Raw genomic sequence first — 17,165 nt, forward strand, 5'->3', positions numbered from 1 at the left:
TGGGGCCCGTCAACGAAACGTGCGGAGGCGGCGCGGAGAGGTTTGCTCTAGAGGTCCGCCCATTCCCCGCTCATTTTCGAGCCTCTTCCAGTTCTGGAGTTCGCGATGGCCGATCTGGCCTTCGTCGTCACCACGATCGCGGTATTCGCGTTGGTGGCGCTCATTGCCAAGGGGGTGGCGAAGCTGTGACTGCCGAGAACATCGTCGGTCTGATCGTGGCTGTCGCCCTGCTGGGATACCTCGTCCTCGCCCTTGTGTACCCGGAGAGGTTCTGAGCCCCGCAATGTCTCCTGTTCTTTCCGGTGTGCTCCAGTTCGCCGCGCTCGCGGCGGCACTGGGCCTGTCCTACCGGCCGCTGGGCGACTACATGGCCCGCGTCTACTCCTCCGACAAGCATCTGCGCGTCGAGAAGTGGATCTACAAGGCCGTCGGCGCCAACCCGTCCACGCAGATGCGCTGGCCCGCGTATCTGAGGGGCGTCCTGGCCTTCTCGGCCGTGAGCGTCCTCTTCCTCTATCTGCTCCAGCGCCTCCAGGGCCACCTGCCGGGTTCGCTCGGTTTCGTGTCGATCCCGGCGGACCAGGCGTTCAACACGGCGGCGTCGTTCGTGTCGAACACCAACTGGCAGTCGTACTCGGGCGAGCAGTCCATGGGCCACGTCGTCCAGACCGGTGGTCTGGCGGTGCAGAACTTCGTCTCGGCCTCGGTGGGCATCGCGGTCGCGGTCGCCCTGGTACGCGGCTTCGCCCGCTCCCGCACCGGTGAGCTCGGCAACTTCTGGTCCGACCTGGTGCGCGGCACCGTACGGATCCTGCTGCCGATCTCGGTGATCGGCGCGCTCGTGCTGGTAGCCTGCGGCGCCATCCAGAACTTCGCCGGTATCCACTCGGTGGGCCAGTTCATGGGCGGCTCGCAGCAGTGGAACGGCGGCGCGGTCGCCTCCCAGGAAGCGATCAAGGAGCTCGGCACGAATGGCGGCGGTTACTTCAACGCCAACTCCGCCCACCCCTTCGAGAACCCCAACGGCTTCTCCAACCTCTTCGAGATCTTCCTGATCCTGGTGATCCCGTTCGCACTGACCCGGACGTTCGGGAAGATGGTCGGCAGCGTCAAGCAGGGATACGCGATCCTGGCCACGATGGTCACCATCTTGGTCGGGTTCACCGCTTTGATGATGTGGACCGAATTCGCCCACCACGGACCGGCGTTCGACATCGCCGGCGGTGCGATGGAGGGCAAGGAGACCCGCTTCGGGGTGAGCGGCTCCGCGATCTTCTCGGTGGCCACGACCCTGACATCGACAGGTGCGGTCAACTCCTTCCACTCCTCCTTCACCGGCTTCGGCGGCGGTATCCAGCTCCTCGGCATGCAGCTGGGCGAGATCGCGCCGGGCGGCACCGGCTCGGGCCTGTACGGCATGCTGATCATGGCGATCATCACGGTGTTCCTGGCGGGCCTGATGGTGGGCCGCACCCCGGAGTACCTGGGCAAGAAGATCGGCACCCGCGAGATCAAGTTCGCGGCCTGCTACATCCTCATCACCCCGGCCCTGGTGCTGTGCTTCACCGCGATCGCCATGTCGCTGGACTCCACGTCCGCCTCGCAGGCGAACTCCGGTGCGCACGGTTTCTCCGAGGTGCTCTACGCGTACACCTCGGGCGCCAACAACAACGGCTCGGCGTTCGCGGGTCTCAACGCGAACACGGAGTGGTTCAACACGAGCATCGGCCTCGCCATGCTGCTCGGCCGGTTCCTGCCGATGGTGTTCGTGCTGGCGCTGGCCGGCTCGCTCGCCGAGCAGAAGCCGATCCCGGAGACGGCGGGCACGCTGCGTACCAACAAGCCGCTGTTCACGGGCCTGTTGACCGGCACGATCCTGATCGTCACCGGTCTGACCTACTTCCCCGCCCTCGCGCTGGGACCGCTGGCCGAGGGGCTGGCGTCATGACCACGAACCTGAAGTCTGAGGAGCCCGGCTCCATGTCCACCGCCACCCCCACCCGGGCCCCGCACAGCGACGTCCCCACTGGCCACAAGGACCAGGGGAAGGTCGGCGGGGGCCTGTTCGACCCCAAGCAGCTCCTGAAGTCCTTCCCGGACGCGGTCAGGAAGCTCGATCCCCGGGTGATGGTCAAGTCTCCGGTGATGTTCGTGGTCGAGATCGGCTCCGTACTGACCACGATCCTGGCGGTCAAGGATCCGGGCGACTGGTTCGGCTGGGCGATCGCGGGCTGGCTGTGGCTGACCACGATCTTCGCCAACCTCGCGGAGGCGGTCGCGGAGGGCCGGGGCAAGGCGCAGGCCGACACCCTGCGCAAGGCCAAGACCGACACCGTCGCACGACGGCTCAGCGGTTCCGTCGAGGAGCGGGTGCCCGGCACCGAGCTGCGCATCGGTGACCTCGTGGTCTGCGAGGCGGGCGACATCATCCCCGGCGACGGTGACGTCGTCGAGGGCGTCGCCTCCGTCGACGAGTCCGCCATCACCGGCGAGTCCGCGCCGGTGATCCGCGAGTCCGGCGGCGACCGAAGCGCCGTGACCGGTGGCACGAAGGTCCTCTCCGACCGCGTGGTCATCAAGATCACGACGAAGCCGGGTGAGACGTTCATCGACCGGATGATCAATCTGGTCGAGGGTGCGGCGCGCCAGAAGACGCCGAACGAGGTCGCGCTCAACATCCTGCTCGCGTCGCTGACGATCGTGTTCCTGCTGGCGGTGGTCACGCTCCAGCCGTTCGCGAAGTACGCGGGCGCCGAGCAGTCGATGATCGTGCTGGCGGCCCTGCTGGTCTGCCTCATCCCGACGACCATCGGCGCGCTGCTCTCCGCGATCGGCATCGCGGGCATGGACCGCCTGGTCCAGAGGAACGTACTGGCGATGTCGGGCCGCGCGGTGGAGGCGGCAGGCGACGTGTCGACGCTCCTGCTGGACAAGACCGGCACGATCACCCTGGGCAACCGCCAGGCGTCCGAGTTCGTGCCCGTGCGCGGGACGACCGAGGCCGAGGTGGCGGACGCCGCCCAGCTCTCCTCGCTGGCCGACGAGACGCCCGAGGGCCGCTCGATCGTGGTTCTGGCCAAGGAGAAGTACGGGCTGCGCGAGCGCCACCAGGGCGAGCTGACGGACGCCGAGTGGATCGCCTTCACCGCCCAGACCCGTATGTCGGGTGTCGATGTCGACGGGCGCAGGATCCGCAAGGGCGCGGCCGGTTCGGTCGTGGCGTGGGTGAAGGAGCGGGGCGGCAGTGTTTCGGAGGACGCCCAGGCGCTCACCGACCGGATTTCCCAGGCTGGTGGCACGCCGCTGCTGGTGGCTCTGGAAGATGCTGAAGGCGCCCGCGTACTGGGCGTGATCCACCTCAAGGACGTCGTCAAGGAGGGCATGCGGGAGCGGTTCGAGGAGCTGCGCCGGATGGGCATCAAGACGGTCATGATCACGGGTGACAACCCGCTGACCGCCAAGGCGATCGCCCAGGAGGCGGGCGTGGACGACTTCCTCGCCGAGGCCACCCCCGAGGACAAGATGGCCCTGATCAAGCGCGAGCAGGCCGGCGGCAAGCTGGTCGCGATGACCGGGGACGGCACCAACGACGCCCCCGCGCTGGCCCAGGCGGACGTGGGCGTGGCCATGAACACGGGCACGTCGGCCGCCAAGGAGGCCGGCAACATGGTCGACCTCGACTCCAACCCGACCAAGCTGATCGAGATCGTGGAGATCGGCAAGCAGCTCCTGATCACCCGGGGCGCGCTGACCACGTTCTCCATCGCCAACGACGTGGCGAAGTACTTCGCGATCATCCCGGCGATGTTCGCGGTGGTCTACCCCGGCCTGGACAAGCTCAACATCATGAGCCTGCACAGCCCCGAGTCGGCGATCCTCTCGGCGGTCATCTTCAACGCCCTGATCATCATCGCGCTCGTACCGCTCGCTCTGAAGGGCGTGCAGTACAAGCCGACCAGCGCCGACAGGATGCTCCGCCGCAACCTCGGGATCTACGGCCTCGGCGGCCTCATCGCGCCCTTCATCGGCATCAAGCTCATCGACCTGATCATCTCCCTCATCCCCGGAATCGGCTGACCTGCGATGAACAACTCAGTTGGAAACACCGCCCGGTTGATCGGCGCGGGCCTGCGCGCCCTGCTGGTCCTCACGGTGATCTGCGGCGTCCTGTACCCGCTCGCCGTCACCGGCATCGCCCAGGCCGCCCTCGGCGGCAAGGCCAACGGCTCGGAGATCAAGTCGCAGGGCAAGGTGGTCGGTTCGGAACTGATCGGCCAGCGCTACGACCTCCCCAAGAAGAACCCGGCCGACCCCGAGGAGGCGGCCCGCCCGGACCTGCACTGGTTCCAGCCGCGCCCGTCCAACGGCCTCGGCTCCAACAAGGCCAACGGCCTCAACACCCGGTACGACCTGATCGTGTCGGGCGCGACCAACCTCTCCGGTGACAACGACAAGCTGATCCAGCAGGTGAAGGACGCGATGGCGGCGGTGGTACGGGACAACTCGACCCCGACGTACAAGGTCGAGCCGTCCGACGTCCCCGCCGAGGCGGTCACCTCCTCGGGCTCGGGCCTGGACCCCGACATCTCCCCGGTGTACGCGAAGCTCCAGGTCCACCGGGTGGCGCAGGTGAACGGCCTGCCGGTGGCGGAGGTGGAGAAGCTGGTCGCGGACAACACCACCGGCCGGATCCTCGGCTTCATCGGTGAGCCGCGCGTCAACGTCCTGAAGCTGAACATCGCACTGAGGGAGGCAGTGGGGAAGTGACGGGCTTAGGGACGGGGGCCGGGACCCGCGGCGGCGGCGGAGGAGGCGGGCTCATGACCAGGGTGCTGGTGGTGGAGGACGAGCCGCAGCTCGTACGGGCGCTGGAGATCAACCTCAGGGCACGCCGGTACGCCGTGGACGCGGCCCCCGACGGCGAGACCGCCCTCACCCTGGCCGCCGCGAACCCACCGGACGCGGTGCTCCTGGACCTGGGCCTGCCGGACATGGACGGCATCGACGTGATGCGCACACTGCGCCGCTGGTCGAGGGCCCCGATCCTGGTCGTGTCGGCCCGGAGCACGTCGGACGAGAAGGTGGAGGCGCTGGACGCGGGCGCGGACGACTACATCACGAAGCCGTTCGGCATGGACGAGCTCGTGGCGCGGCTGAGGGCGGTGACGCGGCGGGGGGACGGGACCGGGGCTGCACGGACGGAGCCCGGGTCGGGGGCCCCGGGCCGGATGTCGACCCCGGCCTTCACCCTGGACCTGCTGGCGAAGAAGGCGACCCGCGACGGCGCCCCCGTACGCCTCACGCCGACGGAATGGCACCTCCTGGAGGTGCTGATCCGCCACCGGGGCCGCCTGGTCACCCAACGCCAACTGCTCCAGGAGGTCTGGGGCCCGACGTACCGCACCCAGACCAACTACCTCCGCGTTTACATGGCCCAACTCCGCCGCAAGCTGGAGGCGGACCCGTCGCACCCGAGGTATCTGGTGACGGCGCCGGGGATGGGGTACCGGTTCGAGTTCGAGGTGTGAGGGGGAGGGGCGGAACGTAGGGTGGGGCAAAGTAGGCCATTGCAGACCTTACGTAGGGAGACGAGGGCCATGTCGAAGCGAGGCAACAAGCGTCGGGCGCGGAAGAAGAAGAGCGCGAACCACGGGAAGCGCCCGAACACGTAATTCATGATCCGGGGCGTCCGACGACGCCCGTACGGCTCGTACGGCTCGTACGGCTCGTACGGCTTGCACGGACGCACAGCGAGGCCAGAATGACGTCATGGAACCGGCGGCAGCACGTGCCCTGCTCCCCATAGCGATCCAGGAGGCGCGAGCCGGGCTGGCCGAGGGAGGCATCCCGATCGGCGCCGCGCTCTACGGCGCGGACGGCCGCCTCCTGGGCCGCGGCCGCAACCGCCGCGTCCAGGACGACGACCCGTCGATGCACGCGGAGACGGCGGCGTTCCGCGCGGCGGGCCGCCGGCGGACGTACCGCGGCACGACGATGGTGACGACCCTGTCCCCCTGCTGGTACTGCAGCGGCCTGGTCCGCCAGTTCGGCATCTCACGGGTGGTGATCGGGGAGGCGTCCACGTTCGGGGGCGGGCGTGAGTGGCTGGGGGAGTGCGGCGTGGAGATCGTGGTGGTGGACGACGCCGAATGCCGGTCGCGGATCTGGAGTTCGTGGCGGCGAATCCGGAGCTGTGGGGGGAGGACATCGGGGTGGACACCGGGGTGGACACCGAGGTGGACATCGGGGAGGGGTGAGGGGGCGCGCGGCGGACCGGCGTGACATGCGCGCCGACGGGGCCGAACGTTCGACGTAGGCCCGAACGAGTGGACTCGCAGGGACGCGTACGGCACGGGGGTCTCTCTCCTGGGTCCGGATGGTGGCGTTGCTTCCTCAGCCCCGATCCGGAAGAGACGCCCCACATGAGACGCCCCGACATGAGACGTACCCCCACCCGACGTCTGTTCGCCGCCGCGCTGCTGGTGGCGTCCGTACTGGCCCCGACGACAGCGACGCCTGCCCTTGCCTCCCACGCGGTGGGGTGTGACCGGTACGGGCCGGACAGGTGCCCGTCGGACGGCCTCGGCCCCGAGCTGACCGCCCGCCTGGACAAGGCGATCGAGGACGTCCGCCGCCAGGCCGACATCCCCGGCGTCGTGGTCGGACTGTGGATGCCGGGCAAGGGAAACTACGTCCGTGCGACCGGGGTCGCCAACACGGCCACCGGCAAGCCGATGACCACCGACCTGTTCACGCGGATCGGCAGCGAGACGAAGACCTTCACGGTGACGGCGCTGCTCAAGCTGGTGGACGACCACCGGATCCGCCTCGACGACCCGATCTCCAAGTACATCCGAGGTGTGCCGAACGGCCGCCGGATCACCCTGCGCCACCTCGCCGAGATGCGCAGCGGCCTCTTCCCGTACACCAGCGACCCGGACTTCGAACACGACCTGCTGAGCGACCCGAGCCGTACGTTCACGCCGCACGAGGTCCTCGCGTACGGCTACAAGCACAAGAACACCTTTGCGCCGGGCGCGCAGTTCCAGTACTGCAACAGCAACCTGGTCCTCCTCGGCCTGGTGATCGAGAAGGTCAGCGGCCGACGCGTCGAGGACTTCATCCGAGAGCGGGTACTCCGCCCGGCCCACCTCGACCACACGCTGTTCCCCAAGGGCCCCGAGTTCCCCAAGCCGCACGCCCGCGGCTACACCAACCAGACCCTGAGCGGCGACATCGAGGACTCCACCAACTGGAACCCCAGCTGGGCCTGGTCGGCCGGAGCCATGATCTCGAACCTCCAGGACCTACGCCGCTGGGCCAAGGTCGTCGCCACGGGCACACTGCTCACCCCGGAAACCCAGAAGCAGCGCCTCAGGACACTCCCCACGGGCTACCCCGGTACGAGCTACGGCCTGGGCATCTTCAAGAGCGGCGGCTGGACCGGCCACAACGGCTCCATCCCGGGCTACGAGTCCGTGACGGTATACCTGCCGTCCCAGAAGGCGACGCTGGTGGTGCTGCTGAACACGGACATCACGTACCAGGGCCAGGAGCCGACGTCGCTGGTTGCGCGGGCGATCACGCAGATCGTGACGCCGCGGAATGTGTATGACCGGCCGGTGCCGCCGCGGTAGGAGCGTTCTTGGGCGGTTGCCGAGGGGCTGCGCCAGCGATCAGACCCTGCGATCAAATCTTGATCACGGTGAGGCGTCCGCCGCATAGGGCGGCGAGGTCCTCGGGGTCGGAGGTCAGGACGGTTACGGGCCCCGGCGCGGCAAGAGCGGCCGCACAGAGCATGGCGTCGATGGCGTACTTGTGGCCGTGCAGACCGGCGTCGGCGAGCAGACCTGCGGCGTGTCGGGCGAGGGGTTCGGTGACCGGCTCGACGACGAGACGGGACAGGGTCCACTCCAGCGCGGGGCGGTTGATCCGGGGGTGGACCACCTCGACGAGCGTGGCCGCAGACGTGATGACCCGCAGGTCGTCGGCGCGGGCGAGGGCGAGCCAGGCGGTGATGGTCCGGTCGCGCAACACGGCTTTGGCCAGCCCCTCGCTGTCGAGCACGAGCGTGCCACCCGGGGCGGCCGGCGAGCGACTCATGCGGCATCCGCCCCGTTGCTCGCCTGCTCTTGGCGCGCCTGCTGAAGCTGGTCCCGCATGGCCTGGATCTCGTCCTCGGCAACGGGCCCGTGCTCGGCCTCGGCCACCTGGATGAGCTCGTTGAGGTTGTCCCGCTCGATCTGCCGGGCGACGGCAGCGGCGACATAGGCGGACAGCCCGGAATGACCGCTGCGAGCGCGAGCGGCTTCGGCGATGTCGCGGGGCATGGTGATCGAGTACTTGCCGGTAGGGTCAGGCATGCTACCTATCCTACTGCTGGTATTCCCGCTGTGCCGTGTCGCGCGGGCAGGCTGGGGTGGGCGTGGGAGTGGCAGCTGTACGTGCAGAAACACTCGGGCTGTTGCGGCATGCCTGACCGCTGAGCCAGCGACAAGAAGGCGACAGGTCGGGCAGACCATTCGATGCGGCTGCCGCGGGTGATGAGCGGGCAGGACCTTTCGTCCCGAAGCAACCTTGGCAGACGGTCTCGGCCGAGTCGTTGCGCAATGAGTTGCGGATCGGCGCGTGGGAAGTCCAGGCAATTGGTCGCGTTGGTACGAGCGGGCCGGAACGGGAACGCTCCGGACTCGGCGAGTGGTCCTGGTGCCGGGCCTTGATCGGGTCTCCCTTCGACTTCGGCTGCTGCCGTTCGAAGACCGATCTGAGACAGATGGCAAAATGCCGTGCCCGTCCCGCTGTTGTCGCGGGCTCAGCGGGCTGAGCCCGACCGCTCTTGTGCGGCCTGCGGCACTGGTGCTACGTGCTCCTGCCCTTTTCCCGCTCAGGCTCTCGTTTGCGCTTGCGTACCCCCAGGTCGCACCCGTTAACGTCATTGCGGATGTGGCGGGAGAGCCGCCGGGGGAGGGTGGGGAGTACGTGTACGCGCAGAGCTGGCAGCGGCTGCTGGACCAGGTGGGGCAGCCGGGGGCGATGTCGCTGGCGTCGGCGGGACCGGCGGGTGGCGGTGGCGCCGGTGAGCTGAAGCACAGCGCCAAGCCGTGGTCGGACGCGGCGGGTGCGGCCCACGCCCTTCAGACGGACACCGCCAAGGTGAAGTCCACTCTGGCCACGGCCCACACGGGTGCGGAGGCGGGGACGGCCGGGCTGGCGAGCATGGCCGCGCTCACGTCCGTACTGGCGTCGTGGGAGAAGCGGCTGACGGCCGTCCACACGGAGTGCGGCGCGCTGGAGCCGGTTCTGCGTGAGACGGCGTGGGCGCAGGGTGAGGTGGACGCGGGTGTGAAGTCGGCGCTGGCGCAGTACTCCGCGCCGTCCGGCAAGGGCCGGTGACGGCCGTGCTCACCTGGCAGCAGCTGCACGACCTCAAGTGCGACGAACTCCTGGACGCCGCCGACGGCTGGGGTGCCGTCAGTACCCAGGCAGATGCGGCCCGGGACCGGATCAGCGACGAGATGGTCCGGAGCCTGGAGGCCACGCAGAAGGGCATGGCGGCGCCGGCCGCCATCGGCCGCCTGCGGCGCCTGGACCGCAACTATGACTACATCCGCACCGAATGCGGACTCGTCCGCACGACCCTGAGCTCCCTCGTGTACGAACTGGTCGGCTTCCAGGGGCAGTTGAAGGGCGCGCTGGACGACGCGGCAAGTCTCGGCTTCACGGTCGCGGCGGACGGCTCGGTCAGCTACCCGGCCGGCGGCCAGAACCTGATTACGAACGAGCCGGTCCCCGGTGGCAGCGCCACCGGCGCCTCGCCCCTCCTGCCCGGCCCGCCGTCGCTGAACGCGCCCCAGCCCGGGTTGATCAACCCCAACCCGAACCACGCCAAGGCCCAGGAGATCGCCACCCGCATCCAGCGCGCACTCACGGCGGCCCGCCAGGCCGACGAGCACTTCTCCACGGCCCTGAACCGTCTGAAGGCCGAGCCGGGCCTGGACGTCACCGAGGCTACGTGGAAGGACGCGGCGGCGGACCTGGCGGCGGTACGTGAGGTCTCCGGCGACCGCCTCAGGAAGAGCATCCCCACGGACGCCTCCCCGGCCGACCGCCACGACTGGTGGACCCACCTGTCCCCGTCCCAGCGCGACGAATACCTCGCGGCGTGCCCCGACATCATCGGAAACCTGGACGGCGTCCCGGCCACCGCCCGCGACGAGGCCAACCGGGACAACCTGCAGCTGCTGATCGGGAAACTTTCCGGGGCGGACGGCAAGGAGGCCCGGGCCAAGCTGGACGGGCTGCGCTCCATCGACACTCAGCTGCGGGCCGCGCCGGAGCCGGGCGTCCCGCCCATGTATCTGCTCGGGATCGGCGAAGAGGGCAACGGCCGCGCCATCGTCGCCTTCGGCAACCCCGACACGTCGAAGAACGTCTCCGCCTACGTTCCGGGGCTCGGCACGTCACTCGACGGGGACTTCGCCCGCAACGACATCAAGCGTGCCCGCGCGACCGCCAAGGGGGCAGGGTTCTACGACCCTTCGAGTGCGTCGATCGTCTGGCTCGGTTACGACGCCCCGCAGTTCGAGGCCGATAAATTCGTCAACCCCAACAAGCTCGCCGAGAACTTCGGAGTCATGGGCGACCACGACGCCAAGGTCGGCGCGTCCGCGTACAACCAGTTCATGGCGGGAGTCTCCGCCACGCACGAGACGGGCGATCCGCACGTCACGGCCATCGGCCACTCCTACGGCTCCCTCACCGTCGGCCTCGCCGCCCAGCAGCACGGCGGCATCCCCGGCGCCGACGACATCATCCTGGTCGGCAGCCCCGGCACCGAGGCGAAGACCGCCGACGACCTGGGGGTCGGCCGGGACCATGTGTACGTGGGCGCAGCCAAGCACGACGTCGTGACCCAGTTGCCTAGCAAGACCGAGTCGGGCGGCACCGCACTCGGCGCGATCATCGGCATCGGCACCCCGCTCGGCCCCTTCGGGGGCGCGGAACTGGGCCACAAGATCGGAGAGCATGTGGGAGGCGGCCCCGACCAGCTCTACTTCGGCACCGACCCGGCGAGCCACGAGTTCGGTGCCAAGCGCTTCGCGACGGGAGACGGCCCGTTCATCCTCGACGCGGACAAGGTCAACCGGCTCAAGGACGGGGATTTGGAGAATCCCGTCGACGTCAGCGCCCACTCGCACTACTTCGATCCCGACCGAGACCGGGAATCTGCCCGGAACATCGCCAAGATCGTCGCGGGCCAAGGACAACAGATCCACACTCAGGAGCCCCGGTGAAACTCCTCCGCCGCGTCGGCATCGCGCTGACGCTTCTGGCCACCACCAGTTGCGGCCTCTCCACCTCCGGCCACACCGAACGGAACGACTCAAAGGTGAACATGCAGCAAGCGGCCGAGAAGGCCGACGCCATCCTCCAGGAAACCCTCGCCGCCATCAGGCCCAACCTTCGCTGGGTGCATGAGGCATCGGAGGAGAGCGGCTGCCCGGACTGGAAGAACTCGGCCACCGGCGCAGGCTCCGTCACCCGGGGAGTCAGGGTCATGACGATCGTCTCTCCGGAACGCCGCGGCAGTCTGCTCGGCGTGGTCGAGCGCAACTGGAAGGCGCGCGGATTCAAAATCACCAGCATCGATGCCGACGCGAAGTTCCCTGCCGTCTATGCCTCAACCCCCGACGACTTCCGTATGGACGTCGCGGTGGGCGGCGAAGGCCAGCTCCAGTTCACCATCGCGACCCCCTGCTTCGCCGACTCTCCCGTCCAAAAGCCCACCGCTCCCTCCAACGTGGACACGAACACCCCCGCCTACGAGGGCGGCAAGCCTCTCCCCCGCCCGTACATCCACGACGACTTCTGGTCGTCCACCACCCCCACGCCGCCCGCTCAGCACCCCTCACCCACCGCCGGCCGGTAGGGCGCTCCCGTAGTCCGCCCGAACCGCACGCCGTACGGTGGGCCCCGGTGTGCACCGGGGCGTACGCCCGTATCGTCGAGTGCATGATCTCGGGCGATGGCGGTATCCCGGGCGGCGCGGCGGGGTTCACGGCAGAGACGGTCCGCGCCGTGTTCCAAGAGGCGTGTCGACAGGCGGACTTGGAGCTAACCGGCGCCGAATTGCTACGGCTGGGATCGAACGCGGTCTACCGGCTGGCGGCCCTACCGGTGGTCGTCCGAATAGCCCGGGACCTGGACACACTGGGCGAGATGGAACGGGTCGTGCGCCTTGCCCGCTGGCTGGAGACGGAACACTTCCCGGCGACGCGGGTGTGGGGTGGTGCATCGCAGCCGCTCGTGCTCGCGGGCCGCGTGGTGACGTTCTGGGAGAGCGCGCAGGATCATGAGGAGTACGGGACGGTCGGGGAGCTGGCCGACCTGTTGCGGCGGCTGCACTGGCTGGAAGAGCCGGAATCGCTGAGGCTGCCGTACTTCGATCCGTTTGCGAAGCTGTCGGGCTCGCTGCAACGGTTGGACGGTGTGGGCGGTGTATCCGAGGAGGATCGGGGCCTCCTGGAGGAGCGGGCCGGGCGGCTCCACAAGGAGTACGCCCGCCTCGACTTCGTCCTCCCCTTCGGAATGATCCATGGGGACGCGAACGTCGGCAATGTGCTCCGGCACCGGGATGGCTCGGCGGTCCTCATCGACCTCGACGGCTTCGCTCTGGCTCCCCGCGAGTGGGATCTCGTGCTCACGGCGATGTACTACGAGCGGTACGGCTGGCACTCGCGCGAGGAGTACCGGGAGTTCGTCTACCGCTACGGCTTCGACCTGATGAACTGGCCTGGGTACTCCGTGCTCGCGGATGTGCGCGAGCTGATGATGGTCGCGTGGCTGGGACAGCAAGTGGCGACAAGCGCCAAGTCCGCAGGGGAGTTCGCCCGCCGGGTGCAGTCACTCCAGACGGGGGAGGGGCGGCGGGAGTGGAAGCCCTTCTGATGGGGGGCGACTCACGTCAACTGGTGCCGAGGCCGGCGCCCGCGATCCACAGTCGGTGCTCGGCGGCCTGGTCCTCGAAGTCCCGGACGATGGCGGAGGAGTTCCCCGTACGGGAAAGGTGGGCGCGGAACTCCGCCAGGTAGCTCACGCAGCGGGCGGACTTCAGTTGATCCCCCAGATCCAGCGCATCCAGGGCCACCCGGCAGGCTTCCTCCGGCTCTCCCGCCCGTAGGTGCGCGTCCGCTAAGACCATGGTCGCGAAGAAGTCGCTCCGTACGTGGTTTCCGCTCATCGCGTTCTCGGCGTTGGCGACGGCCTGCCGGGCGCTGTTCACGTCACGGAAGCAGTGCGCAGCCGCGGCCGCGAGCTCGGTCGTGTCGAAGTACGAGATCCACTCGGGCTCGTCGTCCGTGTTCTTGCTGTCGAGCGCATTCGTGGCGGCCACCAGGGCGCGCTCGGTGGCCTTGCAGTCACCCGTACGAGCGCGTACCCGTTGAGGTCCGCGCGCCACAGCCGATCGACGTTGTCGAAGGCGGCTTCAGGGCTTGCCGGGTACGAAGCGTCGAGCAGAGCGGAGCCCTGGCTCCCGACGTGGTTGAGCCCGAGCTCGGCCGCGCTGACCCCGAGTGCAGCGCAGATCAACGGGCCGTAGAACTCATCGGGGACGCTGTGGCCGTTCTCTCAACTGGCGAGACGCCTCTTCACGCTGGCATCTGCCGGGAGTTGGTGTCCGCGACGCGCGGCGAGCGTACGTAGCTCACGGACCAGCCGCGGTTGGCTCCAACCGCGATTCGTCCGGGCCGCGCGTCAGTGGCTGCCGACTGACTGCGTCGGGTTCGTGGTCGTCGCCCCCTCCATAACGCGACGGTGCCTGAGTTTCCCGCGCGTCTGAATGTACGGACTCGAAAGCGCCGATGTGAGGGGCAGGCCGTAGTTCGGTGAATCGGGCGAGCGGGTGACGGGGGATGACGGACCCGTCGTAGTATCGACACGCATTCGTGCCACAGAGCTCTGGCTGCTCCGATCGCTATCCCGCTGTGCAGACCCCTATCTAGGCGGCTCAGAATCCGCTGATAATAAGACGTGATCGGTTCTACATCCCCAGCGGTAAGCGGCTGTTGTGCCAGTGCGGTTTACGATTACCGAAATCAGTCGTCGCTGATGTACGGCGTCCTGTTTATGGAAAACGTCGAGAGCGTCAATCGTAGCGAAAAGATGCTGCATTGCACCTTGTCTATCTTCGGCAGTAAGGTCAGCGCTGGCCGCAAGTCCTTGTTTGGCCTCGACGACTTCGCGGGACAGAGTCTTCCATTCCCCGCCGGTACTAGCTGAGCTCTGCGAAGAAGGAATTGCCTTCATCGCTTCTCTCAGGGTATAGGCAATAAGGGATCCGTGCTCTGGTATGGAGTCGTCGTCAAGAGCTATCAGAGCTTGAGCCGATCGAAGGAAGCTAACTGCTCGCTTCCCGTCGTCGTTCAGCTCATCAACGAGGTGGGGCAGCAGCGTCTCGTCCAGCTCCGGGGTCTCCATATTCCCTTTTGGCACATCGCTACAAGCTGCAACACCTCGTTGAACAGGATGCTGCGCTACGTAGGTCGGCGGAGCGGCTTTGGGCTGGAGCTGCTTTGGCGCGAGTGATCATGGCCCCGTAAGCTTCCGGCGCGTCGGGCAGTCTGTGGACCTGCCCGGTAAAGCACGACGTTGGGGCCATGATCTTCGAGGCTCGCGCCAACGTGGCTGCGTAAAGCCGTTCCGCCGACCGCCCCGGCCACGACGTACCCTGTCTTGGCGTCGAGTGGCTGACTGCTCAGAGCGCGGCACGGGCGTCGGTCGGGCTGGCAGCAGAAGCGCCCGCCGCGCGGTGAGCGGAGCGAGCCGCCTTGATGGAGTAGAGAAAGTCTGAGCCAGGCAGGTCTCGGAGCGTGTACGAGGGCCCCTGTCCCCTGCCCAGTGGGCGGGCCCGATATCGCTGCCCCTCCTGCGGCCCGCAGCCGGACCTGCCTGGCGGGGAGTTGGGCGCGGCAAGGCTGAGAGACCGCTGCAAGGTCATCACGCCCACACAACGTGATCATCGATGTGCGGCTGCCCCGGGCACATCCACCCCTACACGCAAAAAGACCCCGCACCCAGCAATCAAGCTGGCGGCGGGGTCTTACGGCACCCAATACAAGGTGCCCCCGGCAGGATTCGAACCTGCGCACACGGCTCCGGAGGCCGTTGCTCTATCCCCTGAGCTACGGGGGCGTTCACCGCGCTTGGCGGCGACGGGTTGAACACTACCAGCTCTCGTGGGGTGGCTGTGAACAGGTATTTCGCGTGGCCCGTGGGGGTCGGGTCCCCCGCAGGGGGCGGAAGTGGGGAAAACCCGGACGCGGCGACGTTCGCGGACCTAACCTCGAGATGTGTCAGGCGTGTCCGGCCGGGTGCTTGTTGTCGACGACAACAAGGTCATCCGGCAGCTGATCAGGGTCAACCTCGAGCTGGAGGGCTTCGAGGTCGTGACCGCGGCCGATGGTGCCGAGTGTCTGGAAGTGGTGCACCGGGTCTGTCCGGATGTCATCACTCTGGACGTCGTGATGCCTCGGCTCGACGGGTTGCGTACGGCCGCGCGGCTGCGGGCGGACGCGCGTACGCGGCATCTGCCGCTCGCCATCATCAGTGCCTGTACGCAGTACGAGGTCGAGACCGGGCTCGCGTCCGGTGTGGACGCGTTCCTGGCCAAGCCCTTCGAGCCGGCCGAGCTCGTCAAGGTCGTACGGCAGCTGATGCACCGGGAGGCCCCGCCGTCCACCGACGGCAACAGGCAGCCCGGACGAGCCGGACGGGCGGCCGGGACCAGCCGTGGCTGAGGGGTAGGGGGCAGGGGGGCACTCCCCCTCGACACGGGTAGCGTGCGCCCGCCCCTGGCATGGGCGGGCCCGACCGGCCCCCGGCCCCGCCGTGCCCCGCACGCCGGCACGGCCCGCCGCACCCCGCACGCCCTACCCCGCACCCCGCACGCCCCACCCCGCACGCCGGCACGGCCCGCCGCACCCCCCACGCCCCCGCAGACCCCACCCCCCGGCCCCACCGCACCCCCTTGTTCCCCCGCCCCCGGAGGGCCTTCGCCCACATCCCGAAACCGATTGGCCGCCGCACCCCCCCTCTCCCATACGCTTGTCCCGTGACCCCCGCAGAGCTCTCCCGTACCGTCGTGCGTGCCGTGCGCAGCGCCGTCGACGAGGGTGTGCTCGCTGTGGCCGTGCCCGACGACGTCAAGGTCGAGCGGCCCCGGCCGGGCGGGGGAGGGGACTACGCCAGTGCCGTCGCGCTGAAGCTCGCCGCCGCCTCCGGGCTCGCGCCCCGCGCCGTGGCCGAGGCCCTGCGAGGGCGGCTCACCAGCGCCCCCGGGGTCGCGCGTGTCGACATCACCGGGCCGGGGTTCCTCAATTTCACCCTTGATGCCGGCCCCGCCGCTCACGACGAGCTCGTACGCCGGGTGCTCGCGCTCGGCCCGCGCTACGGGTACGGCGACTCCCTCACCGGGCAGCACACCTCCTTCGCCCCCGTCGACGAGCCCCGCGCCCTCGCTGTCACCTCCGTGGTCGTCGAGCTGCTGCGCTCGCAGGGCGCCACCGCCGAGATCACCCCGTACGGGAGTGAACGGCTCCATGTCCTCCCCGATCCCGAAGCAAGCCGTGTCGGCCCCGACGCCGCCCGCTGGGCCTACCTCCGCGCCGCCGCCCACGACCGGCCCGCCCCGGCCGCCGAGCTCCTCGCCCAGCGCGACAGCAATCCGTACTTCCGCGTCCGGTACGCGTACAGCCGCACCCGCGCCCTCACCCGCAACGCCCACGCCCTCGGCTTCACCGGCGCCCCGGGCGAAACCGGTACCCCGGGCGAAACCGGTACCCCGGGCGAAACCGGTACCCCGGGCGAAGCCGGTACCCCGGACCAGGCCGCCCCCCTCCACCGTCTCCTCGCCGACCACCCCGACGTCCTCCTCCGCGCCGCACGCCTGGCCGCCCCCGACCGGGTCGCCCGGCAGCTCGAAGGGATCGCCGACGCCGTTCTCGACTTCCAGCACACCGTGCTGCCTCTCGGGGACGAGAAACCCTTGGCCGCCCACCGTGCCCGGCTCGCGCTCGCCGAAGCCGCCGGGGCGGTGCTGGCCGGTGGCCTGTCCCTGTTCGGTATCGACGCCCCTGAATTCCTGTGAACTCGCGAGAGTCGTAAGA

Annotated in this window: 16 protein-coding genes, 1 tRNA gene and 1 pseudogene; 14 read left to right on the forward strand and 4 right to left on the reverse strand. The window is 68.8% G+C overall.

Features of this window, described 5'->3' with window-relative positions; all coding sequences use genetic code 11:
• Nucleotides 1–185: 185 nt before the first annotated feature.
• From kdpF to ACZ499_RS28410, 8 genes and pseudogenes are all read left to right on the forward strand, one after another.
• Nucleotides 186–275: a K(+)-transporting ATPase subunit F gene (gene kdpF, locus ACZ499_RS28375; RefSeq protein ID WP_063801986.1), complete on the forward strand. Its 90-nt coding sequence runs from the start codon at nucleotides 186–188 to the stop codon at nucleotides 273–275.
• A gap of 8 nt (nucleotides 276–283) precedes the next feature.
• Entirely contained in the window at nucleotides 284–1,948 is a 1,665-nt protein-coding gene (kdpA, locus tag ACZ499_RS28380) for a potassium-transporting ATPase subunit KdpA (protein WP_468679106.1), read from the forward strand.
• 32 nt (nucleotides 1,949–1,980) lie between these two features.
• Nucleotides 1,981–4,077 carry a potassium-transporting ATPase subunit KdpB gene (gene kdpB, locus ACZ499_RS28385; RefSeq protein WP_468679199.1) on the forward strand — a complete coding sequence of 699 codons (2,097 nt, stop codon included), beginning with the start codon at nucleotides 1,981–1,983 and terminating at the stop codon, nucleotides 4,075–4,077.
• 6 nt (nucleotides 4,078–4,083) lie between these two features.
• Entirely contained in the window at nucleotides 4,084–4,767 is a 684-nt protein-coding gene (locus ACZ499_RS28390; RefSeq protein WP_468679107.1) for a potassium-transporting ATPase subunit C, read from the forward strand.
• 53 nt (nucleotides 4,768–4,820) lie between these two features.
• Nucleotides 4,821–5,528, forward strand: coding sequence for a response regulator transcription factor (locus ACZ499_RS28395; RefSeq protein WP_468679109.1), 708 nt, complete (start codon nucleotides 4,821–4,823; stop codon nucleotides 5,526–5,528).
• Nucleotides 5,529–5,597: 69 nt separating this feature from the next.
• A complete protein-coding gene (locus ACZ499_RS28400) occupies nucleotides 5,598–5,672 on the forward strand; it encodes a 50S ribosomal protein bL37 (RefSeq protein WP_371657075.1) in 75 nt (24 codons plus the stop codon).
• A 97-nt stretch (nucleotides 5,673–5,769) separates the two neighbouring features.
• Nucleotides 5,770–6,257: pseudogene (locus ACZ499_RS28405) on the forward strand (nucleoside deaminase).
• 180 nt (nucleotides 6,258–6,437) lie between these two features.
• On the forward strand, nucleotides 6,438–7,637 hold the full coding sequence (locus ACZ499_RS28410) for a serine hydrolase domain-containing protein (protein ID WP_468679111.1): 1,200 nt from the start codon (nucleotides 6,438–6,440) through the stop codon (nucleotides 7,635–7,637).
• Nucleotides 7,638–7,689: 52 nt separating this feature from the next.
• Here ACZ499_RS28410 and ACZ499_RS28415 read toward each other — a convergent pair whose 3' ends face one another.
• Both ACZ499_RS28415 and ACZ499_RS28420 read right to left on the reverse strand, forming a co-directional pair.
• On the reverse strand, nucleotides 7,690–8,103 hold the full coding sequence (locus ACZ499_RS28415) for a DNA-binding protein (RefSeq protein WP_468679113.1): 414 nt from the start codon (nucleotides 8,101–8,103) through the stop codon (nucleotides 7,690–7,692).
• Nucleotides 8,100–8,363 carry a CopG family transcriptional regulator gene (locus ACZ499_RS28420; protein ID WP_468679114.1) on the reverse strand — a complete coding sequence of 88 codons (264 nt, stop codon included), beginning with the start codon at nucleotides 8,361–8,363 and terminating at the stop codon, nucleotides 8,100–8,102. Before ACZ499_RS28420 ends, ACZ499_RS28415 begins: the two co-directional genes overlap by 4 nt.
• A 616-nt stretch (nucleotides 8,364–8,979) precedes the next feature.
• Between ACZ499_RS28420 and ACZ499_RS28425 the strand changes: the two genes are divergently transcribed.
• From ACZ499_RS28425 to ACZ499_RS28440, 4 genes are all read left to right on the forward strand, one after another.
• The gene (locus ACZ499_RS28425) at nucleotides 8,980–9,393 is read left to right on the forward strand and encodes a hypothetical protein (RefSeq protein ID WP_468679116.1); all 414 of its coding nucleotides are present in this window, start codon (nucleotides 8,980–8,982) and stop codon (nucleotides 9,391–9,393) included.
• The gene (locus ACZ499_RS28430) at nucleotides 9,390–11,294 is read left to right on the forward strand and encodes an alpha/beta hydrolase (protein WP_468679118.1); all 1,905 of its coding nucleotides are present in this window, start codon (nucleotides 9,390–9,392) and stop codon (nucleotides 11,292–11,294) included. Before ACZ499_RS28425 ends, ACZ499_RS28430 begins: the two co-directional genes overlap by 4 nt.
• Nucleotides 11,291–11,929, forward strand: a complete 639-nt coding sequence (locus tag ACZ499_RS28435) for a hypothetical protein (RefSeq protein ID WP_468679120.1) — start codon at nucleotides 11,291–11,293, stop codon at nucleotides 11,927–11,929. The genes ACZ499_RS28430 and ACZ499_RS28435 overlap by 4 nt, the downstream gene beginning before the upstream one ends.
• A gap of 83 nt (nucleotides 11,930–12,012) precedes the next feature.
• Nucleotides 12,013–12,948 (forward strand): phosphotransferase family protein, encoded by a 936-nt coding sequence (locus ACZ499_RS28440; RefSeq protein ID WP_468679123.1) that lies wholly within the window; start codon nucleotides 12,013–12,015, stop codon nucleotides 12,946–12,948.
• 16 nt (nucleotides 12,949–12,964) lie between these two features.
• Here the strand turns inward: ACZ499_RS28440 and ACZ499_RS28445 are convergent, their stop codons facing one another.
• The gene (locus tag ACZ499_RS28445; RefSeq protein WP_468679125.1) at nucleotides 12,965–13,393 is read right to left on the reverse strand and encodes a hypothetical protein; all 429 of its coding nucleotides are present in this window, start codon (nucleotides 13,391–13,393) and stop codon (nucleotides 12,965–12,967) included.
• A gap of 1,727 nt (nucleotides 13,394–15,120) precedes the next feature.
• A tRNA-Arg gene (locus ACZ499_RS28450) sits at nucleotides 15,121–15,192 on the reverse strand.
• 158 nt (nucleotides 15,193–15,350) lie between these two features.
• On the opposite strand from ACZ499_RS28450, the gene ACZ499_RS28455 reads away from it, so the two are divergent.
• Both ACZ499_RS28455 and nrtL read left to right on the forward strand, forming a co-directional pair.
• A complete protein-coding gene (locus ACZ499_RS28455; RefSeq protein ID WP_468679127.1) occupies nucleotides 15,351–15,797 on the forward strand; it encodes a response regulator in 447 nt (148 codons plus the stop codon).
• Nucleotides 15,798–16,111: 314 nt separating this feature from the next.
• Complete coding sequence (nrtL, locus tag ACZ499_RS28460; protein WP_468679128.1) at nucleotides 16,112–17,146, forward strand: ArgS-related anticodon-binding protein NrtL; 1,035 nt, start codon at nucleotides 16,112–16,114, stop codon at nucleotides 17,144–17,146.
• The last annotated feature ends 19 nt before the right edge of the window (nucleotides 17,147–17,165 follow it).

Source organism: Streptomyces sp. NPDC031265, assembly GCF_055570295.1.